Raw genomic sequence first — 23686 nt, forward strand, 5'->3', positions numbered from 1 at the left:
GTAGCAACCTATATCATGTAGGTTGTTATTTTTTTCCGTGCGGTTTTGTAAAGTGCAGAGGGGGAGAATTCATTGCTTAACAATCGAAATGTGTTACTTTGCGTGAGCGGAGGCATCGCTGTTTATAAAGCCTGTGCGTTAACGAGCAAGCTGGTTCAGGCAGGAGCAAATGTCAAAGTGATTATGACTGAATCCGCTTGCCGATTCGTTTCACCGCTGACATTTCAGGCATTGAGCCGCCACGAAGTCTATACAGATACATTTAAAGAACAAAATCCAAGCGTTATTTCTCATATTGATGCTGCAGACTGGGCCGACTTGATTATCATAGCGCCGGCTACGGCTAATGTGATTGGAAAACTGGCAAATGGCATCGCTGATGATATGCTGACGACAACATTGTTGGCAGCAACGGCTCCCGTTTGGATCGCGCCGGCGATGAACGTTCATATGTATGACCACCCGGCAGTCAAACGAAACATTTCTGTTCTTTATCAGGACGGTTATCGTTTTATTGAGCCAAGTGAGGGCTATTTAGCATGCGGTTACGTAGGAAAAGGCAGATTGGAAGAGCCGGAAAACATCGTAAAGCTGGCCGAAAAACATTTTGCTGAAGAAACATCCGCTCCTTTAGAAGGCAAGCATGTGGTCATTACAGCCGGCCCAACGCGGGAAGCGGTTGATCCTGTCCGGTTTTTTACCAATAAATCGACGGGCAAAATGGGCTACGCACTAGCGGAGGCTGCTGTTCAGCTCGGCGCACGGGTAACCTTAATTTCTGGGCCTGTTTCACTTGATCAGCCTAAAGGCCTTGCTGAGTTTATCCCTGTTCAATCGGCTGCGGATATGCGCGAAGCTGTGCTCTCTGTGTATGACGCAAGCGATATAGTCATTAAAACAGCTGCGGTAGCCGATTTTACGCCGAAAACAGTATATGACCATAAAATGAAAAAACAAGACGGCGGCATGACCTTAGAACTGAAAAGAACAGTCGATATTTTGAAAGAATTGGGCGAGAAAAAGAAAGAGCAGATTTTGGTCGGATTTGCCGCCGAAACACAAGACATTGAACACTATGCACGTAAAAAGCTCGCCGCTAAAAACCTTGATTTGATTGTGGCAAATGATGTGAAAGCAAATGGGGCCGGTTTTGGTGCTGATACGAATATCGTGACAATCTTTTTCAAAGACGGGCATAAACGCGAACTCCCGATTATGTCTAAGCTCGATGTTTCTTTTGAAATCCTTCAGGAGATCGCAGCCCTCTCAAAACAAACCGGAGAGCGCTCATGAATTTTGCAGAAGTCATCGTTGATGTCAGCACCAAAAATATAGACAGGCCTTTTGATTATAAAATCCCAGACCATCTGAAGGGCATGATCAAAACGGGGATGCGGGTCATTGTTCCGTTTGGCCCCCGTAAGATTCAAGGGTTTGTGACAGCAGTCAAAGAAGCATCTGACCTATCGGGAAAATCTGTCAAGGAAGTAGAGGATTTATTAGATCTTACACCTGTTCTGACAGAGGAGCTTATGGATCTGTCATCATGGCTGTCAGACAAAACGCTGTCTTTTAAAATAACGGCGCTTCAAGCAATGCTGCCTGCCGCCTTAAAGGCGAAATATGAAAAAGAATTAAAAATTGCACACGGCGCCGATCTTCCGCCGCAAGTGGAACGGCTGTTTTCTGAAACAAAGACACTGCTGTATTCAGATATACCCGATCATGATACGCTGAAACTGATTCAAAGGCATGTTCAAAAAGGGGCCATTGACGTGACGTATAAAGTCGCGCAAAAAACCAATAAAAAAATGGTCAGGCATATTCAGGCAAATGCGAGTAAAGAAGAGATTGCTAAGCAGGCTGAGGGATTGTCCCGACAAGCAGCAAAACAGCAGGCGATTCTTCACTTTCTCATCTCTGAGCCGGAAGGTGTGAAAATTCCTGCAGCGGAATTGTGCAAAAAAACGGACACGAGCTCTGCGACCATCAAAACCCTTATCCAAAAAGGGCTTTTGAAGGAAAGCTATGAAGAGGTTTACAGAGATCCCTATCAGGACAAAATGTTCAAAAAAACAGAGCCCCTGCCGCTGACAGACGAACAGAGGGCTGCCTTTGAGCCCATACGCGAGACATTGGACAGCGATGAGCATAAAGTGTTCCTCCTTCACGGCGTGACAGGAAGCGGAAAAACCGAAATTTATCTGCAATCAATTGAAAAAGTACTGGCGAAAGGAAAAGAAGCCATCGTCCTCGTACCGGAAATATCGCTGACGCCGCAAATGGTCAACCGCTTCAAGGGCCGCTTCGGCTCTCAGGTGGCAGTCATGCACAGCGGTTTATCCACAGGAGAAAAATATGACGAGTGGCGTAAAATCCACCGGAAGGAAGTACGGCTTGTCGTCGGTGCCAGATCCGCCATTTTTGCTCCGTTTGAAAATCTCGGAATGATAATCATCGATGAAGAGCACGAGTCTTCCTATAAACAGGAAGAAATGCCGCGCTATCATGCGAAAGAGGTGGCAATCAAGCGGGCTGAGCATCACAGCTGCCCGGTTGTATTAGGGAGTGCTACGCCGACATTAGAGTCATATGCAAGAGCGCAAAAGGGCGTATACGAGCTTCTATCACTGAAGCACCGTGTTAACCACCGGGTGATGCCTGAGGTTTCGCTTGTCGATATGAGAGAGGAGCTTAGAAACGGCAATCGCTCGATGTTTTCAGTTGAATTGATGGAAAAGCTTGAAGAAACGATTGCCAAGGGTGAGCAGGCGGTGCTGTTTTTAAATAAGAGGGGCTATTCTTCCTTTGTGATGTGCAGGGATTGCGGCTATGTCCCGCAATGCCCGCACTGCGACATTTCCATGACGTATCATCGTTACGGCCAAAGGCTGAAATGCCATTATTGCGGACATGAAGAGCCTGTTCCGCACACTTGTCCTGAATGCGCAAGCGAGCATATCCGCTTTTTCGGAACGGGAACACAGCGAGTGGAGGAAGAGCTGACAAAAGTGCTGCCAAGTGCGAGAGTGATTCGGATGGATGTTGACACGACATCACGGAAAGGCGCCCATGAAAAATTACTGTCAGCTTTCGGAGAAGGAAAAGCGGATATTCTTCTCGGAACGCAAATGATCGCGAAAGGGCTTGATTTTCCGAATGTCACGCTTGTCGGAGTGTTAAGTGCTGATACAACACTTCATATTCCTGATTTCAGATCGGCTGAAAAAACATTTCAGCTGTTAACGCAAGTCAGCGGCCGGGCAGGCAGGCATGAAAAGCCCGGCCATGTCATCATTCAAACGTATACACCGTCTCATTACAGTATCCAGCTGACGAAGACACACGATTATGAAACATTCTATCAGCATGAAATGGCGCACAGGAGAGAGCAATCCTATCCGCCATACTACTATTTGGCTCTTGTGACTGTTTCTCATGAGGAAGTGGCGAAAGCAGCGGTTACAGCTGAAAAGATCGCTCATTTTTTGAAAGCAAACTGCGGAGCTGACACGAAAATTCTCGGACCAAGCGCGTCGCCGATAGCCAGGATCAAAGATAGATATCGCTATCAATGCGTGATAAAATACAAACAGGAAACCCAGTTATCCGCTTTATTGAAGAAGATACTGGAACATTATAAACGCGAAATTGAACAAAAACATGTAATGATTTCAATTGATATGAATCCTTATATGATGATGTAAGATCTCACGTCTTGGAGGGTAACAAATTGGCGGTAAAAAAGGTCGTCACACATCCTGCGGAGGTTTTGGAAACACCTGCGGAAACCGTGACTGTTTTTGATAAAAAGCTAAAAAAACTGCTTGACGATATGTACGACACCATGCTTGAAATGGATGGAGTCGGACTGGCAGCGCCGCAAATCGGCATTTTAAAAAGAGCGGCCGTTGTAGACATCGGGGATGACAGAGGGAGAATTGATCTCGTTAATCCTGAAATTTTAGAAAAAAGCGGCGAGCAAATCGGAATTGAAGGATGCTTGAGCTTTCCTGGCGTCTATGGTGATGTCACACGTGCCGATTATGTCAAAGTGCGCGCGTTTAACCGTCAGGGAAAACCATTCATTCTGGAAGCGCGAGGCTTTTTAGCAAGAGCCGTGCAGCATGAAATGGACCACTTAGACGGTGTGCTGTTTACATCTAAAATAAGTAAATACTATACAGAAGATGAACTAGCGGATATGGAAGGATGATTTGATGACGAGAATCGTATTTATGGGAACGCCGGATTTTTCAGTTCCTGTTTTAAGAACCCTGATTGAGGACGGATATGAAGTAGTGGGTGTCGTCACACAGCCGGACCGTCCGAAGGGCAGAAAAAAAGTCATGACACCTCCTCCGGTCAAGGAAGAGGCATTGCGTCACGGCATCCCGGTTCTTCAGCCGGAAAAAGTCAGATTGACAGAAGAAATTGAGAAAGTGCTGGCATTAAAGCCTGACCTGATTGTAACGGCGGCATTCGGACAAATTTTGCCTAAAGAGCTTCTCGACAGTCCAAAATACGGCTGCATTAACGTTCACGCATCCCTTTTGCCGGAACTGCGCGGCGGGGCACCGATCCATTATTCCATTCTGCAGGGAAAGAAAAAAACCGGGGTTACCATTATGTATATGGTAGAAAAATTGGATGCCGGGGACATGATCTCAAAAGTGGAAGTGGATATTGAAGAAACCGACAATGTCGGAACACTGCACGATAAATTAAGCGTTGCTGGCGCGAAGCTATTGTCTGAAACGGTTCCAAACGTCATTGCCGGCAGCATATCACCTGAAAAGCAGGATGAAGAGAAAGCGACGTACGCGCCTAATATCAAAAGAGAGCAAGAGCTTCTCGACTGGTCCAGAACGGGCGAAGAGCTTTACAACCAGATCCGCGGCTTAAATCCATGGCCTGTTGCTTATACGACGCTAAACGGACAAAACTTGAAAATATGGGCGTCGAAAAAAATACCGGCACCAACAACAGCTGAGCCCGGCACAGTCGTTGCGGTTGAAAAGGAAGGGATTATCGTTGCCACAGGTAACGATACGGCTCTGTTATTAACCGAACTCCAGCCGGCAGGCAAGAAACGAATGAAAGGCGAAGACTTTGTGCGAGGAGCTCATGTTGAAGCCGGTGATGTGTTAGGAGTAAACAATGAAAAAAACTAGTGTTCGTGACATCGCCCTTGAGGCGCTGATCAAATTAGAACAAAACCAGGCATACAGCAACCTGCTGCTGAAATCGGTCATTAAATCAAATGAACTGAGTGATCAGGACAGAGGGCTTTTGACTGAACTTGTCTATGGTACATTACAAAATAAGATCGCGCTTGATTATATGCTTAAACCGTTTATCAATAAGCCTCAAAAGGTAAAGCCGTGGGTGATTCAGCTTCTTCGCCTATCCTTATATCAAATGGAGTATTTAGAGAAGATTCCAGACAGGGCAGCCATCCATGAAGCGGTTGAGATTGCTAAAATCCGCGGACACAAAGGCATTGCTTCTTTTGTCAATGGCGTGCTTCGTTCTATCCAGCGCGAAGGTGTTCCATCCTTTGACGCCATCGAAGATCCTGTACGCAGGCTGGCGACAGAAACAAGCCATCCGGAATGGCTTGTGAAAGAGTGGGCGGATGCGTATGGGTTTGAAGCTGCGGAAAAGATTTGCCGTATCCACCTCATTCCGCCGAAGCAGACGCTGCGTGTCAATCAAATGAAAGCAGACAGAGCTGAGCTGCTTGACCAAATGGCTGCTGAGGGAATCGAAGTTGAAAAAGGCGACCTCGCTGAAGATGCTGTGAAGCTCTTAAAGGGAACAATTGCCGGAACTCATTTCTTCCAAAACGGCGAAGTTTCCATCCAGGATGAGAGCTCTATGCTCGTCGCCCGCGCCCTTGACCCTAAGCCCGATGAAACAGTGCTTGACGCGTGTGCGGCGCCTGGCGGAAAGTCGGCTCATATCGCAGAATTAATGAAGAACAAGGGGAGCGTTACGTCGCTTGATCTTCACAAACATAAAGTGAAGCTGATCAAAGAAGCGGCAGACCGGCTTGGCCTTACAATCATTGACCCGAAAACAATGGATGCGAGAAAAGCGGGGGAAACGTTTGAAAACGAACAGTTTGACCGAATATTGGTCGATGCCCCGTGCTCAGGTTTCGGTGTTATCAGAAGAAAGCCGGACATGAAATACACGAAAAAACCTGACGACAGCGCCCGTCTAGCTGAAATCCAGCTGTCGATCTTGAGGGAAATCGCACCATTAGTAAAAAAAGGTGGCACTCTTGTCTACAGTACGTGTACAATGGACCGGACAGAAAATGATGAAGTAATACATGCGTTTATACAAGAACATCCTGATTTTGAACCCGATTTGTCTCTTGAAAAGCGGCTGCCTGAAAAGGTGAGACCCTTTGTTCGGGATGGAAGGCTTCAAATCCTTCCTCATTATTTCGGAACAGATGGTTTCTTTATTTGCAGCATGAGAAAGAAGGGATAAGCAATGGCAGAACTTAATAAAACAAAAGTAAGAAAAGAATTGCGGACAGAGCGTCCGTCTATTTATTCTTTTGAATTAGACGAAATTAAACAATGGCTGACAGACAACGGAGAGAAACCGTTCCGTGCGGCTCAGATCTTTGAATGGCTATATGAAAAACGCGTATCTTCTTTTGAAGAAATGACAAATCTCTCAAAGGATCTGCGTGAGAAATTAAACACTCACTTTGTGTTAACAACGCTGAAAACGGCTGTTAAACAAACCTCTCAAGACGGTACGATGAAATTTTTGTTTGAGCTTCATGACGGTTATACCATCGAAACCGTTTTAATGAGACACGAGTATGGCAATTCTGTATGTGTAACGACACAAGTCGGCTGCCGTATTGGCTGCACATTCTGCGCGTCAACGCTTGGAGGCTTAAAACGAAACCTTGAAGCAGGGGAAATTGTCGCTCAAGTAGTCAAAGTGCAAAAAGCTCTTGATGAAACGGATGAACGCGTCAGCTCTGTCGTGATCATGGGAATCGGTGAACCTTTTGATAACTTTAACGAAATGCTCGCTTTCTTGAAAATCATTAACCATGACAAGGGCCTGAATATCGGTGCTCGCCATATTACGGTCTCTACGAGTGGGATCATCCCGAAAATTTATGAATTTGCTGATCAGCAAATGCAGATTAACTTTGCAATTTCTCTGCACGCGCCCAACACAGAAATCAGAAGCCGTTTGATGCCGATTAACAGAGCATATAAACTGCCTGATCTAATGGAAGCCGTTAAATATTATATTAATAAAACGGGACGCCGCATCAGCTTTGAATACGGGCTGTTCGGAGGCGTAAACGACCAGGTGGAACACGCCGAAGAGCTTGCCGACTTGCTGGATGGAGTCAAATGCCACGTGAACTTGATTCCGGTAAACTACGTGCCTGAACGGGACTATGTGCGCACACCGCGTGATCAGATTTTTGCTTTTGAAAAAACGCTGAAATCCCGCGGAGTAAATGTCACAATCCGAAGAGAGCAAGGACATGACATTGACGCAGCCTGCGGTCAGCTTCGCGCGAAGGAGCGTCAAGACGAGACGAGGTGATGAGGGTTGTTAACAGCCTTAAAAACAGATACAGGAAAAATCCGCCAGCATAATGAAGATGATGCGGGGATATTCAAGGGGAAAGATGAATTTGTATTAGCGGTTGTCGCTGATGGCATGGGCGGCCATCTTGCTGGAGATGTTGCGAGCAAGATGGCTGTGAAAGCCATGGGGGAGAAATGGAATGAAGCAGAAACGATTCCAACTGCGCCCTCGGAATGTGAAAAATGGCTCATTGAACAGATTCTTTCGGTAAACAGCAAAATATACGATCACGCTCAAGCCCACGAAGAATGCCAAGGCATGGGGACGACGATTGTATGTGCACTTTTTACGGGGAAAACGGTTTCTGTTGCCCATATCGGAGACAGCAGATGCTATTTACTTCAGGACGATGATTTCGTTCAAGTGACAGAAGACCATTCGCTTGTAAATGAACTGGTTCGCACTGGAGAGATATCCAGAGAAGACGCTGAACATCATCCGCGAAAAAATGTGTTGACGAAGGCGCTTGGAACAGACCAGTCAGTCAGCATTGACACCCGTTCTTTTGATATAGAACCCGGAGACAAACTGCTTCTATGTTCTGACGGACTGACGAATAAAGTGGAAGGCACTGAATTAAAAGACATCCTGCAAAGCGATTCAGCTCCTCAGGAAAAAGTAAACCTGCTTGTGGACAAAGCCAACCAGAATGGCGGAGAAGACAACATAACAGCAGTTTTGCTTGAGCTTGCTTTACAAGTTGAAGAGGGTGAAGATCAGTGCTAATCGGCAAGCGGATCAGCGGGCGTTACCAAATTCTCCGCGTTATAGGAGGCGGGGGAATGGCCAACGTGTATTTAGCTGAGGATATCATTCTAGACCGTGAAGTCGCAATTAAAATCCTGCGGTTTGACTATGCAAATGACAATGAATTTATCAGACGTTTCCGCAGAGAAGCCCAATCCGCATCAAGCCTCGATCACCCGAATATTGTCAGCATTTACGATTTGGGCGAGGAAGATGATATTTATTATATTGTCATGGAATACGTTGAAGGCATGACGCTTAAAGAATACATAACAGCAAATGGGCCGCTTCACCCTAAAGAAGCGCTGAACATCATGGAGCAAATTGTCTCAGCCATCGCTCATGCCCATCAAAACCAGATTGTTCACAGAGACATCAAGCCGCATAACATTTTGATTGATCATATGGGAAATATCAAAGTAACGGATTTTGGAATTGCGACGGCACTAAGTTCGACCACAATCACCCATACCAATTCAGTTCTGGGCTCGGTCCATTACTTATCACCTGAACAGGCCCGGGGCGGCTTAGCCACAAAAAAATCGGATATTTATGCGCTTGGAATCGTTCTATTTGAGCTTTTAACCGGCCGTATTCCGTTTGATGGAGAGTCAGCAGTCAGCATCGCCTTGAAGCATCTTCAAGCGGAAACTCCTTCGGCAAAAAGGTGGAATCCATCGGTCCCCCAAAGCGTTGAAAACATCATACTCAAGGCAACTGCCAAAGATCCTTTTCATCGCTATGAAACGGCTGAAGACATGGAAGCAGACATAAAAACAGCTTTTGATGCTGACAGACTCAATGAAAAGAGATTTACGATTCAAGAAGATGAAGAAATGACAAAAGCGATACCTATCATTAAAGAAGAACTCGCTAAAGCTGCTGGCGAAAAAGAAGCTGAAGTGACAACCGCACAAGAAAACAAAACAAAGAAGAACGGCAAAAGAAAAAAGTGGCCGTGGGTTTTGCTCACGATATGCCTCGTTTTTATCACAGCTGGAATTCTTGCTGTCACTGTTTTTCCGTCGCTTTTCATGCCTAAGGATGTCAAAATACCTGATGTCTCCGGAATGGAATACGAAAAAGCCGCAGGGCTCTTGGAAAAAGAAGGTTTACAGGTTGATTCCGAGGTGTTGGAAATCTCAGATGAAAAAATTGAAGAGGGCCTGATGGTAAAAACGGATCCTAAAGCGGATACCACAGTCAAAGAAGGCGCCACGGTCACCCTTTATAAGAGCACCGGAAAAGCAAAAACGGAGATCGGTGATGTGACAGGCCAAACGGTCGACCAGGCAAAAAAAGCGTTGAAGGACCAAGGGTTTAAACATGTAACGGTAAATGAAGTGAATGACGAGAAAAATGCGGGCACTGTCATTGACCAAAATCCTTCAGCAGGGACTGAGCTTGTCCCGAGTGAAGATCAAGTCAAACTTACAGTCAGTATCGGACCCGAAGACATTACGCTTAGAGACTTGAAAACCTACAGTAAAGAAGCAGCGTCTGGATATCTGGAAGACAACGGATTGAAGCTTGTAGAAAAAGAAGCATACTCAGATGATGTTCCAGAAGGACAGGTTGTCAAACAAAAACCAGCAGCAGGTACGGCAGTAAAGCCGGGAAACGAAGTTGAAGTGACATTCTCTCTCGGACCAGAGAAAAAACCTGCGAAAACAGTGAAAGAAAAGGTCAAGATCCCCTACGAACCAGAAAATGAAGGGGACGAGCTTCAAGTGCAAATCGCGGTTGACGATGCGGATCACAGCATCTCTGACACTTACGAAGAATTTAAGATAAAAGAGCCGACTGAACGAACGATCGAACTAAAGATTGAACCCGGCCAAAAAGGGTACTATCAAGTAATGGTAAACAATAAAGTTGTGAGCTACAAAACCATTGAGTATCCGAAAGATGAATAACAAGGAGGGAAAATATGCCTGAGGGCAAAATTATTAAGGCGCTAAGCGGCTTTTACTATGTACTGGATGAATCAGAGGATTCAGATAAAGTAATACAATGCAGAGGAAGAGGCATTTTCAGAAAAAACAAAATTACCCCTCTTGTCGGTGATTACGTTGTGTACCAAGCTGAAAATGACAAAGAAGGATATCTAATGGAAATTAAAGAAAGAACCAACGAGCTTATCAGGCCGCCAATTTGCAACGTTGATCAAGCGGTCCTGGTTTTCTCAGCGGTTCAGCCTTCTTTCAGCACGGCATTGCTCGACCGCTTCCTGGTTCTCGTTGAGGCCAATGATATTCAGCCGATTATATGCATTACTAAAATGGATCTGATTGAAGATCAAGATACAGAAGAAACGATACAAGCCTATGCAGAAGACTATCGGAATATTGGTTATGACGTATACCTTACCTCCTCTAAGGACCAAGACAGTTTAGCGGACATTATCCCGCATTTTCAGGATAAAACAACGGTATTTGCCGGTCAGTCCGGTGTTGGGAAATCCTCGCTTCTCAACGCGATCAGTCCGGAGCTTGGATTAAGAACAAACGAGATTTCCGAGCATCTGGGCCGCGGGAAACACACAACCCGCCACGTTGAGCTGATTCACACGTCCGGAGGTTTGGTTGCAGATACACCGGGATTCAGCTCGCTTGAATTTACAGACATTGAGGAAGAAGAGCTGGGCTACACCTTCCCTGATATCAGAGAAAAAAGTTCTTCATGCAAATTTAGAGGCTGTTTACATCTGAAAGAGCCGAAATGTGCGGTGAAACAAGCTGTTGAAGACGGGGAATTAAAGCAGTATCGCTATGACCATTATGTTGAATTTATGACGGAGATAAAAGACAGAAAGCCGAGGTATTAGCATAATGATAAAGGTTGCACCATCTATTCTTTCCGCTGATTTTGCCGCTTTAGGCAATGAGATTAAAGATGTAGAAAAAGGCGGAGCCGATTGTATTCATATTGATGTTATGGACGGCCATTTTGTCCCGAATATCACAATCGGTCCGCTGATTGTAGAAGCTGTCCGGCCGGTAACGGATCTGCCGCTTGATGTCCATTTAATGATAGAAGAGCCGGATCGTTATATCCCGGCTTTTGCGAAAGCAGGCGCAGATATCCTGTCTGTGCATGCTGAGGCATGTCCGCACCTGCACCGTACCATCCAGCTCATTAAAGAGCAAGGAGTGAAGGCCGGAGTAGTTCTAAACCCGCATACTCCTGTTCAAGTCATCGAGCATGTTTTCGACGATCTCGATCTTGTTCTTTTAATGACGGTGAACCCGGGCTTCGGCGGGCAGAAATTTATTCATTCAGTCCTTCCTAAGATAAAAGAGGTTAAGCGAATGGCGGATGAAAAAGGAAAAAAAGATCTGTTAATTGAAGTAGACGGCGGCGTCAACAAAGAAACCGCTCCGCTCGTCATTGAAGCGGGCGCAAATTTACTCGTTGCCGGTTCAGCTGTTTATGGCCAGTCTGACCGCAAAAAAGCAATTTCTGAAATCAGAGGAAGTAAATAAGCAGCTTTAGAAAAGAGCTGGGCATACAATAGCCTAAGCTCTTTTTCCTGTATGCAGAGAAAGGAATCAGAGATGAAAACAATTAATATCGTTGCAGGAGGCCCAAAAAATCTCATTCCCGATCTAACCGGCTATACGGATGAACACACGCTTTGGATCGGTGTTGACAAAGGCACTGTCACTCTCTTAGATGCCGGGATCATTCCTGTTGAAGCCTTCGGAGATTTTGACAGCATAACAGAGCAAGAACGCCGGCGAATAGAAAAAGCCGCTCCCGCCCTTCATGTGTATCAAGCAGAAAAAGATCAAACAGATTTAGACCTCGCCCTTGATTGGGCGCTGGAAAAGCAGCCGGATATTATTCAGATTTTCGGCATTACAGGCGGCAGAGCTGATCATTTTTTAGGAAACATTCAGCTTCTGTATAAAGGTGTAAAAACGAACATAAAAATTAGGCTGATAGACAAACAAAATCATATTCAAATGTTCCCTCCTGGTGAATATGATATTGAGAAGGATGAAAATAAGCGATATATCTCCTTCATACCGTTTTCCGAAGACATACATGAGCTGACCCTGACCGGTTTTAAATATCCTCTAAATAATTGTCATATTACGCTCGGTTCAACACTATGTATTAGTAACGAACTCATTCATTCACGAGGTACTTTTTCGTTTGCAAAAGGCATATTAATAATGATAAGAAGCACGGATTAAGCATGTGCTTTCATTCAATTGCTGAAAACAATGAACAAGGCGGTTACGGGACGTTATAGGAGGGGACAAAAATGAAATTTTACACCATTAAATTGCCGAAGTTTTTAGGAGGAATTGTCCGGGCGATGCTGGGCTCATTTAGAAAAGATTAATGCCCAGGGGTTCAAAGCCCTCTTTCACCACATAAAAACGCCTGCCACATATCGGGGCAGGCGTTCATTTTGTTATACACGCTCAACTTTACCAGATTTCAAAGCTCGAGCAGATACATATACTTTTTTAGGTTTTCCGTTCACAAGGATACGAACCTTTTGAAGATTCGCGCCCCAAGTGCGCTTAGAAGCGTTCATTGCGTGAGAACGGTTATTCCCAGCTGTTGTTTTTTTACCTGTGATAACGCATTTACGTGCCATTTGTTTCCCTCCTCACTTGCACAAAACATCTACTTTTTAACATTCATATAATCTTAGATGCTTTCGATATGGATACTTTAAATAATTTACCACAGCTAAAAAACGTTTGCAACTATTGTTTCATCATCTTTCAAGAAAATTCACTTGACATCTTGCGGAAACAGCAGCGCTATAGTATATGTAGAGGTACGGCCAGCGATTATTGCCTGGTCTTTTCATAATGGAAACCATATAGTAGAATAGCTGTAACTCTATGCATTCGAAGGAGGAACTAGTGTGTCCATTGAATTAAGAACGAAGTACGGACAGATTGATATATCTAATGAAGTCATCGCGATGGTTGCAGGAGGCGCGGCGGTTGACTGTTACGGCATTGTCGGCATGGCCTCTAAAAACCAGATTAAAGACGGACTGACTGAAATCCTTCGGAAAGAGAATTTCAGCAGGGGTGTCCAAGTTCGCCAAGAAGGAGAACAGATACATATCGACATGTATATCATTGTCAGCTACGGCACGAAAATTTCTGAAGTGGCACATAATGTCCAAACAAAAGTAAAGTACACAGTAAATCAAACCATCGGACTGGCAGTGGACTCTGTCAATATTTATGTCCAAGGCGTACGAGTGACGAACCCGTAGTTAGGAGGAGTAGGATTGTCTATCAGAACATTAAACGGCAGAACCTTTGCCGAGATGATTCTTGCGGGAGCGCAGAATCTGTCTCAAAACGCCAGTGCAGTTGATGCACTGAACGTGTTCCCGGTGCCGGACGGTGATACGGGAACAAATATGAACCTGTCGATGACTTCCGGAGCAAGAGAAGTTGAACAAATGGATACGGATGATATCGGGAAGGTGGGCTCCGCGTTATCTAAAGGGCTGCTCATGGGAGCACGCGGAAATTCAGGAGTTATCCTATCCCAATTGTTCCGCGGATTTAGCAAAAACATTGAAATGAAAAAAGAAATTAATGCACTTGAGTTTGCCGCTGCGCTGCAAGCAGGTGTAGACATGGCGTATAAAGCTGTCATGAAACCTGTAGAGGGCACCATTTTAACAGTTGCAAAAGACGCTGCAAAAAAAGCAATGATCTTAGCAGAAAAAGAAACCGATATCACTGCGCTGATGACTGCAGTGACAGAAGAAGCAGAGGCGTCTTTAAACCGCACCCCTGAATTGCTACCTGTCCTAAAGGAAGTAGGAGTTGTCGATAGCGGGGGCAAAGGCCTGCTCTGTGTGTATGAAGGTTTCCTTGCTTCATTAAAAGGTGAAACTGTACCTCAGAAAGCAGTTCTTCCGTCACTTGACGACATGGTCAGCGCAGAGCATCATAAGAGCGCGCAAAGCATGATGAATACCGAAGATATTGAATTTGGATTCTGTACCGAAGTGATGGTTAGGCTTGATCAGACAAAAAGAGAGTTCGACGAAGGCACGTTCAGACAAGACCTCAGCCAGTTCGGAGATTCTCTGCTTGTGATTGCGGATGAATCGCTGGCGAAGGTTCATATTCATGCTGAAGAGCCGGGAAACGTGTTAAACTACGCCCAGCATTACGGTGAATTGATCAAAATAAAAATAGAAAATATGAGAGAACAGCATACCTCTATCATCAGTCAAGAAAGCAAACCTGCAGACAACGAAACACCGCCGGCAAAACAGCCGTATGGCATTGTGACTGTAGCGATGGGAGAAGGAATTTCAGACCTATTCAAAAGCATTGGCGCTTCTGTTGTGATTGAAGGCGGCCAGACCATGAACCCAAGCACTGAGGATATTGTTGATGCCGTGAAGTCTGTAAATGCAGATACGGTATTTATCCTGCCTAACAACTCCAACATTATCATGGCTGCTAACCAAGCGGCCAGCGTAGTGGATGAACAGGTTTTTGTCATTCCTGCTAAAACGGTTCCGCAAGGGATGTCAGCTCTGCTGGCTTTTAACCCGGATCAAGAAGCTGAAGCGAACGAGGCCAATATGCTAAGCGCCATTCAGCAAGTAAAAAGCGGACAGGTGACGTTCTCAGTAAGAGATACTCATATTGACGGTAAAGATATTAAAAAAGGCGACTTTATGGGCATTCTGAATGGAACGATTATCGGCACTTCTGAAAATCAGCTGTCAGCCGCGAAAATGCTGCTGTCAGAAATGATCGGAGAAGATGATGAAATCGTGACCATTCTATATGGTGAGGATGCGTCTCAGGAAGAAGCTGAGCAGCTTGAAGCGTTTCTCAGTGAAAAGTACGAGGAGATTGAGGTTGAGATCCACAATGGGAAACAGCCTCTGTATTCGTATATAGTTTCTGCAGAATAGAAGGGCAATTTGCCCTTCTATTCTTATGTCTGCTTTTAAGTGCGGCAGCGCTGTAACGCGCCCGCTTGCCATTTTATATCTGATCAATTAGTCTAGAAGCAAAGCGCTAATAAGCTCTGGTTCATAAGGAGGAATAGCATGAAATACAGAAGCGTTTTTGATATTATCGGCCCGGTTATGATCGGTCCGTCCAGCTCTCATACAGCGGGAGCTGCTAGAATCGGGAGAGTGGCCAGAAGTTTATTTGGCAGAGAGCCTGAGCGCATCATTGTATCTTTTTACGGGTCGTTTGCGGAAACGTATAAGGGCCACGGCACAGATGTCGCGATTATCGGCGGATTGCTTGATTTTGATACATTCGACGAACGGATTAAAACCGCTATACAAATTGCAGAAGCTAAAGGAATTGATATAAAGTTTCGGGTAGAAGACGCAGTCCCGGTCCATCCGAACACAGCAAAAATCACCATTTCTGATGAAAAGGGTGAGCTGGAACTGACGGGTATTTCGATTGGCGGAGGAAAGATTGAAATCACAGAATTGAATGGTTTTGAGCTCCGGCTGTCAGGAAATCATCCGGCCATATTAGTTGTTCATAATGACAAATTTGGCACAATTGCCGGTGTTGCCAATGTTCTGGCGAAATTTTCAATCAACGTAGGACATATGGAAGTAGCCCGGAAAGATATCGGACAGCTTGCGCTGATGACAATAGAGGTCGATCAAAATATTGACGACCACATTCTCGACGAGCTGTCGAAGCTGCCGAATATTATTCAAGTGACAAAGATTGCTGACTAGCGAAAAGGGTCAGGAGGAGCCAGTTATGTTTCGTAATGTAAAAGAATTAATTGAGATTACTAAAGAAAAACAAATATTGATCTCTGATGTGATGATAGCTCAAGAGATGGAAGTAACAGAAAAAACAAAAGAGGACATTTTTCAGCAGATGGATCATAACCTGTCTGTTATGGAAGCGGCGGTTCAGAAAGGACTCGAGGGAGTTACGAGCCAAACGGGCTTAACAGGCGGAGATGCCGTTAAATTGCAGGCCTATATTCGATCAGGAAAAAGCCTGTCTGGCCCATTGATTTTAGATGCTGTATCGAAAGCCGTTGCAACAAATGAAGTAAATGCAGCCATGGGAACCATCTGTGCGACACCGACTGCAGGTTCTGCCGGTGTGGTGCCCGGTACGTTATTTGCTGTAAAAGAAAAGCTGAATCCAACAAGAGAACAAATGATCCGCTTTTTGTTTACAGCCGGGGCTTTCGGATTTGTCGTGGCCAATAACGCAAGCATTTCCGGCGCCGCCGGAGGATGTCAGGCAGAGGTTGGATCAGCTTCAGGCATGGCGGCTGCGGCCATTGTTGAAATGGCAGGAGGAACACCCGAACAAAGCGCGGAGGCCATGGCCATTACATTAAAAAATATGCTAGGCCTCGTGTGCGACCCTGTTGCAGGGCTTGTTGAGGTGCCTTGCGTGAAACGGAATGCGATGGGCGCGTCAAATGCGATGATTGCCGCTGATATGGCATTGGCGGGCATTACAAGCCGTATTCCATGTGATGAGGTTATCGATGCCATGTATAAAATAGGCCAAACGATGCCAACTGCACTTAGAGAAACAGGCCAGGGCGGTTTAGCGGCAACACCGACAGGAAGAGAATTAGAGAAAAAAATTTTCGGAGGAGCGCTAGGTTCACGTGAAACAACATCAGCAAACTAGTATAGCTAACATTAAGGGTATTGGGCCGGAAACAGAAAAAACATTACACGAACTCGGTATTTATGACATTTCTGATCTTCTGAATTATTTCCCTTATCGCTATGATGACTACGAGCTGAGGGATTTAGAAGAAGTAAAGCATGATGAAAGAGTTACAGTCGAAGGGAAGGTTCATTCAGAGCCTTCTCTTACCTATTACGGTAAGAAACGAAACAGGCTGACATTCAGGCTTCTGGTCGGCCATTATTTAATCACAGCCGTATGTTTTAACCGGCCTTATTTGAAGAAGCAGCTTTCGCTCGGCTCTGTGGTGACGGTTTCAGGTAAATGGGACAAGCACCGCCAAACCATCTCTGTTCAGGAGTTGAAAAACGGGCCGCATCAAGAAGACAAAAGCATTGAACCAGTGTATTCTGTGAAAGAAAATGTTACCGTCAAAATGATGAGGCGCTTTATTCAGCAGGCGCTGACCCAATATGCAGACTCACTTCCTGATCCTCTTCCGGAAAAGCTAAGAAAAAGCTATAAACTGCCTGACTATTATCAAGCGTTAAAAGCAATGCACCAGCCTGAAACAAGGGAAGCATTAAAGCTTGCCAGACGGCGGTTTGTTTATGAAGAATTTTTGTTGTTTCAGTTGAAAATGCAGGCGTTCCGAAAGGCAGAAAGAGAACAGACACAAGGGATACGGCAGCGTTTTTCAAACGAAGAACTCATGAGATTTATCAAAAGCCTCCCGTTTCCCCTCACAAACGCCCAGTCACGCGTTCTTCGCGAAATAACAGCAGACATGTCTTCTCCATACAGAATGAACCGCCTTCTTCAAGGGGACGTTGGATCAGGAAAAACGGCAGTCGCCGCCATTGCACTGTATGCCGCGATCCTATCCGGATACCAAGGAGCGCTTATGGTGCCGACAGAAATTCTGGCCGAGCAGCATGCTGATTCGCTCGTTTCGCTATTTGAAAAATGGGACGTCAGCGTTGCTCTTTTGACAAGCTCTGTTAAAGGAAAGCGGCGAAAAGAACTGCTTGAGCGTCTTGCGGCGGGTGAGATTGATATTCTTGTAGGAACCCACGCTTTAATCCAAGACGAGGTGGAGTTTAAGGCGCTGAGTCTCGTTATTACAGATGAACAGCACAGATTTGGAGTTGAGCAGCGCAAAAAGCTTCGGAACAAAGGGCAGGATCCCGATGTTCTCTTTATGACAGCCACTCCAATCCCAAGAACATTAGCGATCACAGTGTTCGGTGAAATGGATGTATCTGTCATTGATGAGATGCCGGCTGGACGAAAGCGAATTGAAACCTATTGGGTAAAACATGACATGCTGGATCGTATTTTGGCATTTGTCGAAAAAGAATTAAAGCAAGGCAGGCAGGCTTATATCATCTGTCCGCTGATTGAAGAATCAGATAAGCTTGATGTGCAAAACGCCATTGACGTGTACAATATGCTTTCTGATATTTTTCGGGGAAAATGGAATGTCGGCCTTATGCATGGAAAGCTGCATTCCGATGAAAAAGATCAGGTCATGAGAGAATTCAGCGCAAATCACTGTCAAATACTCGTATCAACCACTGTTGTGGAGGTTGGCGTGAATGTTCCGAATGCAACGATTATGGTGATTTATGACGCCGACCGTTTCGGGCTATCACAGCTTCACCAGCTGCGCGGCCGTGTTGGACGGGGTGAGCATCAATCTTTCTGTATTCTGATGGCTGATCCAAAATCAGAAACCGGGAAAGAACGGATGAGGATCATGTCGGAGACCAATGACGGTTTCGAGCTGTCTGAAAAGGATCTGGAACTGAGAGGTCCCGGTGATTTCTTCGGGAAAAAACAAAGCGGAATGCCGGAATTTAAAGTGGCGGACATGGTTCATGATTACAGAGCGCTTGAAACGGCAAGGCAGGATGCTGCGAATCTTGTGGCTTCTGACGCGTTCTGGAAGGAGCCGGAATACGCTGTGTTAAGAGATGAATTGCTGAAGAGCGGAGTAATGGACGGGGAAAAATTAAGCTGAGTATCAGAAGTTTTTGGTGTTCAGCCAGAAACAATCGTTGCATTCCAATCTATGAAATTATATACTACTATTAGTACCTAGTCTTAATTGTCCGGATGGTGTTTAGATATGAGAAGAAATAAGAGAGAACGCCAGGAATTACTTCAGCAGACGATTCAAGCAACCCCCTTTATTACAGATGAAGAATTAGCGGGTAAATTCGGGGTGAGCATCCAGACGATACGTTTGGACCGCTTAGAGCTTTCCATACCTGAACTGAGAGAAAGAATTAAGAACGTGGCAGAGAAAACACTTGAGGACGAAGTGAAGTCCCTGTCACTTGATGAAGTTATCGGAGAAATTATTGACCTTGAGCTGGATGATCAGGCGATATCCATTTTAGAAATAAAACAGGAGCACGTGTTCAGCCGGAATCAGATTGCGAGAGGACACCATTTATTTGCACAGGCGAATTCTTTGGCCGTTGCAGTCATTGATGACGAGCTGGCGCTGACTGCAAGTGCAGACATCCGCTTTACAAGACAGGTAAAGCAGGGTGAACGTGTCGTAGCAAAAGCGAAAGTGACGGCTGTCGAAAAAGAAAAAGGAAGAACGGTTGTCGAAGTGAACAGCTACGTTGGCGAAGAAATTGTTTTTTCTGGACGCTTTGACATGTATCGTTCAAAACATTCATAAAGGTGGAGCATGCATGAGAATAGCTGTAGATGCAATGGGAGGAGACCACGCTCCCAAAGCTGTTATTGACGGAGTTATAAAAGGTATAGAGGCATTTGATGATCTCCATATCACACTTGTCGGTGACAAAACAACGATAGAATCACATTTAACAACTACATCAGATCGCATCACGGTGCTGCACGCAGATGAAGTGATTGAGCCTACTGATGAACCGGTCCGTGCCGTGCGAAGAAAAAAGAACTCATCTATGGTTCTTATGGCGCAGGAGGTTGCGGAAAACAGAGCTGACGCCTGCATTTCAGCGGGAAATACGGGTGCATTAATGACAGCCGGTCTCTTTATTGTCGGAAGAATTAAAGGAATTGACCGTCCGGCGCTTGCTCCGACACTTCCGACTGTTTCGGGAGAAGGATTTCTTCTCCTTGATGTCGGCGCCAATGTCGATGCAAAACCGGAGCACCTCGTTCAATATGCCATCATGGGTTCTGTTTATTCTCAGCAAGTGCGCGGTGTCACTTCACCGAGAGTCGGACTTTTAAATGTCGGAACAGAAGATAAAAAAGGAAACGAACTGACGAAGCAGACGTTTCAAATTTTAAAAGAAACAGCAAACATCAATTTTATCGGAAACGTGGAAGCGCGAGACCTTTTAGATGATGTGGCGGATGTTGTAGTAACAGACGGCTTTACCGGGAATGTTACACTCAAAACGCTGGAAGGCTCTGCGTTGTCAATTTTTAAAATGATGAGAGACGTAATGACGTCTACTTTGACATCCAAGCTTGCAGCAGCTGTGCTGAAACCAAAATTGAAAGAAATGAAAATGAAAATGGAGTATTCGAATTATGGCGGAGCAAGTCTTTTTGGCTTAAAAGCGCCTGTGATCAAGGCGCACGGCTCTTCAGATTCAAATGCTGTATTCCATGCGATTCGGCAAGCAAGAGAGATGGTCAGCCAAAATGTGGCTGCGCTCATTCAGGAAGAAGTGAAAGAAGAAAAAACAGATGAGTAGTCTGGAGGTTTTTACATCATGAGTAAGATTGCATTTTTATTCCCTGGTCAGGGATCACAATTTATCGGCATGGGAAAAGAGCTTTATGAGCAGGTGCCAGCTGCAAAGCGTCTGTTTGATGAAGCCGATGAAACGTTAGAAACAAAACTCAGCTCGCTTATTTTTGAGGGGGATGCTGAAGAATTAACACTTACATACAATGCGCAGCCTGCTTTGCTTACGACAAGCATCGCTGTTCTTGAGAAATTTAAAGAATCTGGCATTACACCTGATTTCACAGCAGGACACAGCCTTGGTGAATATTCTGCACTGGTTGCGGCTGGCGCTATGTCTTTCAAAGATGCTGTTTATACCGTCAGAAAACGCGGAGAGTTTATGAATGAAGCGGTACCGGCTGGCGAAGGAGCAATGGCTGCGATTCTCGGCATGGATGCTGAAGCATTAAAGCAAGTAACCGATAAAGTCACAGAGGAAGGCAACCTTGTACAGCTTGCGAATCTCAACTGTCCTGGCCAAATCGTCATTTCCGGAACAGCTAAAGGGGTTGAGCTTGCATCTGAACTGGCAAAAGAGAACGGCGCAAAACGCGCAATTCCGCTTGAAGTAAGCGGTCCGTTCCATTCTGAACTGATGAAACCGGCTGCTGAAAAGCTGAAAGAGGTATTGGACGCCTGTGACATAAAAGACGCTGACATTCCGGTCATCTCAAATGTTTCTGCTGACGTGATGACTGATAAAGCAGATATCAAAGAAAAACTTATTGAGCAGCTTTACTCTCCGGTTCGTTTTGAGGAAAGCATTAACAAGCTGATCGCAGAGGGTGTTACGACTTTTATTGAAATCGGTCCCGGAAAAGTGCTTTCAGGCCTTGTGAAAAAAGTAAATAGACGGTTAAAAACAATTGCTGTATCAGATCCGGAAACGATCGAGCTGGCAATTCAAACGCTTAAGGAGGAGAATGATAATGCTTAATGATAAAACGGCTATTGTCACTGGCGCATCCCGCGGAATCGGCCGCTCAATCGCCCTTGATCTGGCAAAAAGCGGAGCAAATGTTGTCGTGAACTACTCCGGCAATGAAGCGAAAGCAAATGAAGTGGTAGATGAAATCAAATCAATGGGCAGAAAAGCAATTGCTGTAAAAGCGGATGTATCAAATCCCGAAGATGTACAAAACATGATAAAAGAAACATTGTCTGTTTTTTCTACGATTGACATTCTGGTTAATAATGCGGGAATTACAAGAGACAATCTCATCATGAGAATGAAAGAAGACGAATGGGATGACGTTATTAACATTAACCTGAAGGGTGTTTTCAACTGCACAAAAGCTGTTACAAGACAAATGATGAAACAGCGTTCAGGCCGCATTATTAACGTATCGTCTATCGTCGGCGTCAGCGGAAATCCTGGACAGGCCAACTACGTGGCTGCAAAAGCCGGCGTCATCGGTTTAACCAAATCTTCTGCTAAAGAGCTCGCCAGCCGAAATATTACGGTAAACGCAATAGCGCCAGGATTTATCTCAACTGATATGACAGATAAACTTGCAAAAGACGTTCAAGACGAAATGCTGAAACAAATTCCGCTCGCGCGCTTTGGTGAACCTAGCGATGTCAGCAATGTTGTCACGTTCCTAGCTTCAGAGGAAGCCCGTTATATGACAGGCCAAACGCTTCATATTGACGGCGGAATGGTGATGTAAGTTTTTTCTCGAAAATTTCATCATAGTTTCTCTAGTTTTTTAAAAACGAATCCACTATAATACTTGAGGGGAGGTGAATTGCTATGGCAGACACATTAGAGCGTGTAACGAAAATCATCGTAGATCGCCTTGGCGTTGATGAAGCAGACGTCAAACTTGAAGCTTCTTTCAAGGAAGACTTAGGTGCTGATTCCCTAGATGTAGTTGAGCTTGTTATGGAACTTGAAGACGAGTTTGATATGGAGATTTCTGACGAAGATGCTGAAAAGATTGCAACAGTCGGCGACGCTGTGAACTACATACAAAACCAGCAATAAGCTGATGCTAAAAGTCCCGCCGAAACGCGGGGCTTTAGCCCTTTATTCGTGCAGTTATTACAGCATGCCGCTTTTACGCGCGCTGTATCCGGTTTAGTCAGAGAAGCGCGGTGAACCTGATGTGCCTATGGAGGTTACTATGTCAAAACACTCACATTATAAAGATAAAAAAAAGTTCTATAAAAAAGTAGAACAATTTAAAGAGTTTCAAGAACGGATTTCGGTTCACTTTCAAAATGAAAAGCTTTTGTATCAAGCATTTACACATTCATCTTATGTGAATGAGCATCGGAAAAAGCCGTATGAAGATAATGAAAGGCTTGAATTTTTAGGTGACGCTGTTTTGGAACTGACGATCTCCAGATTCTTATTTGCCAAATACCCGGCTATGAGTGAAGGAGATTTGACGAAATTGAGAGCCGCAATTGTTTGCGAACCGTCTCTCGTTTCATTGGCTCACGAGCTGTCATTCGGCGATCTTGTCCTGTTGGGTAAAGGCGAGGAAATGACAGGCGGAAGAAAGCGTCCTGCTCTATTGGCGGATGTTTTTGAGGCATTTATCGGAGCCTTGTACCTTGACCAAGGATTAGAGCCGGTCGAAAGTTTCTTAAAAGTTTATGTGTTCCCTAAAATTAACGATGGTGCTTTTTCTCATGTGATGGATTTCAAAAGCCAGCTGCAGGAATACGTGCAGCGGGACGGCAAAGGCTCTCTGGAGTATAAAATCTCCAACGAAAAAGGACCTGCGCACAACCGTGAATTTGAAGCCATCGTATCTCTAAAAGGTGAACCACTCGGAGTCGGAAACGGCCGTTCAAAGAAAGAAGCCGAACAGCACGCTGCTCAGGAAGCTTTAGCTAAATTGCAAAAACACCATACGAAACAATAAAATCCCCC

The 23686-nt window shown here is 45.1% G+C and carries 24 protein-coding genes; 23 read left to right on the plus strand and 1 reads right to left on the minus strand.

What is annotated here, in order from left to right:
* The first annotated feature begins 72 nt into the window (after positions 1–72).
* From coaBC to spoVM, 12 genes are all read left to right on the plus strand, one after another.
* Complete coding sequence (coaBC, locus tag WA279_RS06110; protein WP_336154669.1) at positions 73–1293, plus strand: bifunctional phosphopantothenoylcysteine decarboxylase/phosphopantothenate--cysteine ligase CoaBC; 1221 nt, start codon at positions 73–75, stop codon at positions 1291–1293.
* Positions 1290–3707 carry a primosomal protein N' gene (priA, locus tag WA279_RS06115; RefSeq protein WP_336154671.1) on the plus strand — a complete coding sequence of 806 codons (2418 nt, stop codon included), beginning with the start codon at positions 1290–1292 and terminating at the stop codon, positions 3705–3707. The genes coaBC and priA overlap by 4 nt, the downstream gene beginning before the upstream one ends.
* Before the next feature lie 26 nt (positions 3708–3733).
* Entirely contained in the window at positions 3734–4216 is a 483-nt protein-coding gene (def, locus tag WA279_RS06120; RefSeq protein ID WP_217002506.1) for a peptide deformylase, read from the plus strand.
* 4 nt (positions 4217–4220) lie between these two features.
* A complete protein-coding gene (gene fmt, locus WA279_RS06125; RefSeq protein ID WP_085186081.1) occupies positions 4221–5174 on the plus strand; it encodes a methionyl-tRNA formyltransferase in 954 nt (317 codons plus the stop codon).
* Entirely contained in the window at positions 5161–6504 is a 1344-nt protein-coding gene (gene rsmB, locus WA279_RS06130) for a 16S rRNA (cytosine(967)-C(5))-methyltransferase RsmB (protein ID WP_336154675.1), read from the plus strand. Before fmt ends, rsmB begins: the two co-directional genes overlap by 14 nt.
* 3 nt (positions 6505–6507) lie before the next feature.
* Positions 6508–7599 carry a 23S rRNA (adenine(2503)-C(2))-methyltransferase RlmN gene (rlmN, locus tag WA279_RS06135; protein ID WP_195727863.1) on the plus strand — a complete coding sequence of 364 codons (1092 nt, stop codon included), beginning with the start codon at positions 6508–6510 and terminating at the stop codon, positions 7597–7599.
* A gap of 6 nt (positions 7600–7605) precedes the next feature.
* A complete protein-coding gene (gene prpC / locus WA279_RS06140; protein WP_336154677.1) occupies positions 7606–8370 on the plus strand; it encodes a protein-serine/threonine phosphatase PrpC in 765 nt (254 codons plus the stop codon).
* A complete protein-coding gene (gene prkC, locus WA279_RS06145) occupies positions 8364–10307 on the plus strand; it encodes a serine/threonine protein kinase PrkC (protein WP_336154679.1) in 1944 nt (647 codons plus the stop codon). The genes prpC and prkC overlap by 7 nt, the downstream gene beginning before the upstream one ends.
* Positions 10308–10321: 14 nt before the next feature.
* Positions 10322–11218 (plus strand): ribosome small subunit-dependent GTPase A, encoded by an 897-nt coding sequence (rsgA, locus tag WA279_RS06150; protein ID WP_123373565.1) that lies wholly within the window; start codon positions 10322–10324, stop codon positions 11216–11218.
* 4 nt (positions 11219–11222) lie between these two features.
* A complete protein-coding gene (gene rpe, locus WA279_RS06155; protein WP_003232058.1) occupies positions 11223–11876 on the plus strand; it encodes a ribulose-phosphate 3-epimerase in 654 nt (217 codons plus the stop codon).
* A 72-nt stretch (positions 11877–11948) separates the two neighbouring features.
* A complete protein-coding gene (locus WA279_RS06160; protein WP_003245470.1) occupies positions 11949–12593 on the plus strand; it encodes a thiamine diphosphokinase in 645 nt (214 codons plus the stop codon).
* 71 nt (positions 12594–12664) lie between these two features.
* A complete protein-coding gene (spoVM, locus tag WA279_RS06165) occupies positions 12665–12745 on the plus strand; it encodes a stage V sporulation protein SpoVM (RefSeq protein WP_003221545.1) in 81 nt (26 codons plus the stop codon).
* 72 nt (positions 12746–12817) lie between these two features.
* Here the strand turns inward: spoVM and rpmB are convergent, their stop codons facing one another.
* Positions 12818–13006 (minus strand): 50S ribosomal protein L28, encoded by a 189-nt coding sequence (rpmB, locus tag WA279_RS06170; RefSeq protein ID WP_003221548.1) that lies wholly within the window; start codon positions 13004–13006, stop codon positions 12818–12820.
* A 276-nt stretch (positions 13007–13282) separates the two neighbouring features.
* On the opposite strand from rpmB, the gene WA279_RS06175 reads away from it, so the two are divergent.
* From WA279_RS06175 to rncS, 11 genes are all read left to right on the plus strand, one after another.
* The gene (locus WA279_RS06175; RefSeq protein ID WP_003232054.1) at positions 13283–13645 is read left to right on the plus strand and encodes an Asp23/Gls24 family envelope stress response protein; all 363 of its coding nucleotides are present in this window, start codon (positions 13283–13285) and stop codon (positions 13643–13645) included.
* Between the two features lie 15 nt (positions 13646–13660).
* Positions 13661–15322 carry a DAK2 domain-containing protein gene (locus WA279_RS06180; protein WP_336154680.1) on the plus strand — a complete coding sequence of 554 codons (1662 nt, stop codon included), beginning with the start codon at positions 13661–13663 and terminating at the stop codon, positions 15320–15322.
* Positions 15323–15460: 138 nt separating this feature from the next.
* Positions 15461–16123 carry an L-serine ammonia-lyase, iron-sulfur-dependent subunit beta gene (sdaAB, locus tag WA279_RS06185; protein WP_327827865.1) on the plus strand — a complete coding sequence of 221 codons (663 nt, stop codon included), beginning with the start codon at positions 15461–15463 and terminating at the stop codon, positions 16121–16123.
* Positions 16124–16148: 25 nt separating this feature from the next.
* Complete coding sequence (sdaAA, locus tag WA279_RS06190) at positions 16149–17051, plus strand: L-serine ammonia-lyase, iron-sulfur-dependent, subunit alpha (RefSeq protein ID WP_003232049.1); 903 nt, start codon at positions 16149–16151, stop codon at positions 17049–17051.
* Positions 17029–19077 (plus strand): ATP-dependent DNA helicase RecG, encoded by a 2049-nt coding sequence (gene recG / locus WA279_RS06195; RefSeq protein ID WP_014479767.1) that lies wholly within the window; start codon positions 17029–17031, stop codon positions 19075–19077. Before sdaAA ends, recG begins: the two co-directional genes overlap by 23 nt.
* Positions 19078–19185: 108 nt before the next feature.
* Positions 19186–19752 (plus strand): transcription factor FapR, encoded by a 567-nt coding sequence (fapR, locus tag WA279_RS06200; RefSeq protein WP_003232044.1) that lies wholly within the window; start codon positions 19186–19188, stop codon positions 19750–19752.
* Between the two features lie 13 nt (positions 19753–19765).
* Entirely contained in the window at positions 19766–20767 is a 1002-nt protein-coding gene (gene plsX, locus WA279_RS06205) for a phosphate acyltransferase PlsX (protein ID WP_336154683.1), read from the plus strand.
* 18 nt (positions 20768–20785) lie between these two features.
* On the plus strand, positions 20786–21739 hold the full coding sequence (gene fabD / locus WA279_RS06210) for an ACP S-malonyltransferase (RefSeq protein ID WP_336154685.1): 954 nt from the start codon (positions 20786–20788) through the stop codon (positions 21737–21739).
* Positions 21732–22472 carry a 3-oxoacyl-[acyl-carrier-protein] reductase gene (gene fabG, locus WA279_RS06215; RefSeq protein WP_336154686.1) on the plus strand — a complete coding sequence of 247 codons (741 nt, stop codon included), beginning with the start codon at positions 21732–21734 and terminating at the stop codon, positions 22470–22472. The genes fabD and fabG overlap by 8 nt, the downstream gene beginning before the upstream one ends.
* An 83-nt stretch (positions 22473–22555) precedes the next feature.
* The gene (gene acpP / locus WA279_RS06220) at positions 22556–22789 is read left to right on the plus strand and encodes an acyl carrier protein (RefSeq protein WP_003154310.1); all 234 of its coding nucleotides are present in this window, start codon (positions 22556–22558) and stop codon (positions 22787–22789) included.
* A 139-nt stretch (positions 22790–22928) separates the two neighbouring features.
* Positions 22929–23678: a ribonuclease III gene (gene rncS / locus WA279_RS06225; protein ID WP_003232030.1), complete on the plus strand. Its 750-nt coding sequence runs from the start codon at positions 22929–22931 to the stop codon at positions 23676–23678.
* Positions 23679–23686 lie beyond the last annotated feature (8 nt).

It is taken from the genome of Bacillus sp. 204(2023) (assembly GCF_037027505.1).
GTDB lineage: Bacteria > Bacillota > Bacilli > Bacillales > Bacillaceae > Bacillus > Bacillus subtilis.

Coding starts and splice junctions, on each gene's coding strand:
- priA (WP_336154671.1), top strand. CDS start 1,290: ATGAATTTTGCAGAAGTCATCGTTGATGTCAGCACCAAAAATATAGAC.
- fmt (WP_085186081.1), top strand. CDS start 4,221: ATGACGAGAATCGTATTTATGGGAACGCCGGATTTTTCAGTTCCTGTT.
- rsmB (WP_336154675.1), top strand. CDS start 5,161: ATGAAAAAAACTAGTGTTCGTGACATCGCCCTTGAGGCGCTGATCAAA.
- rlmN (WP_195727863.1), top strand. CDS start 6,508: ATGGCAGAACTTAATAAAACAAAAGTAAGAAAAGAATTGCGGACAGAG.
- rsgA (WP_123373565.1), top strand. CDS start 10,322: ATGCCTGAGGGCAAAATTATTAAGGCGCTAAGCGGCTTTTACTATGTA.
- rpe (WP_003232058.1), top strand. CDS start 11,223: ATGATAAAGGTTGCACCATCTATTCTTTCCGCTGATTTTGCCGCTTTA.
- WA279_RS06160 (WP_003245470.1), top strand. CDS start 11,949: ATGAAAACAATTAATATCGTTGCAGGAGGCCCAAAAAATCTCATTCCC.
- spoVM (WP_003221545.1), top strand. CDS start 12,665: ATGAAATTTTACACCATTAAATTGCCGAAGTTTTTAGGAGGAATTGTC.
- rpmB (WP_003221548.1), bottom strand. CDS start 13,006: ATGGCACGTAAATGCGTTATCACAGGTAAAAAAACAACAGCTGGGAAT.
- sdaAB (WP_327827865.1), top strand. CDS start 15,461: ATGAAATACAGAAGCGTTTTTGATATTATCGGCCCGGTTATGATCGGT.
- sdaAA (WP_003232049.1), top strand. CDS start 16,149: ATGTTTCGTAATGTAAAAGAATTAATTGAGATTACTAAAGAAAAACAA.
- fapR (WP_003232044.1), top strand. CDS start 19,186: ATGAGAAGAAATAAGAGAGAACGCCAGGAATTACTTCAGCAGACGATT.
- plsX (WP_336154683.1), top strand. CDS start 19,766: ATGAGAATAGCTGTAGATGCAATGGGAGGAGACCACGCTCCCAAAGCT.
- fabD (WP_336154685.1), top strand. CDS start 20,786: ATGAGTAAGATTGCATTTTTATTCCCTGGTCAGGGATCACAATTTATC.
- fabG (WP_336154686.1), top strand. CDS start 21,732: ATGCTTAATGATAAAACGGCTATTGTCACTGGCGCATCCCGCGGAATC.
- acpP (WP_003154310.1), top strand. CDS start 22,556: ATGGCAGACACATTAGAGCGTGTAACGAAAATCATCGTAGATCGCCTT.
- rncS (WP_003232030.1), top strand. CDS start 22,929: ATGTCAAAACACTCACATTATAAAGATAAAAAAAAGTTCTATAAAAAA.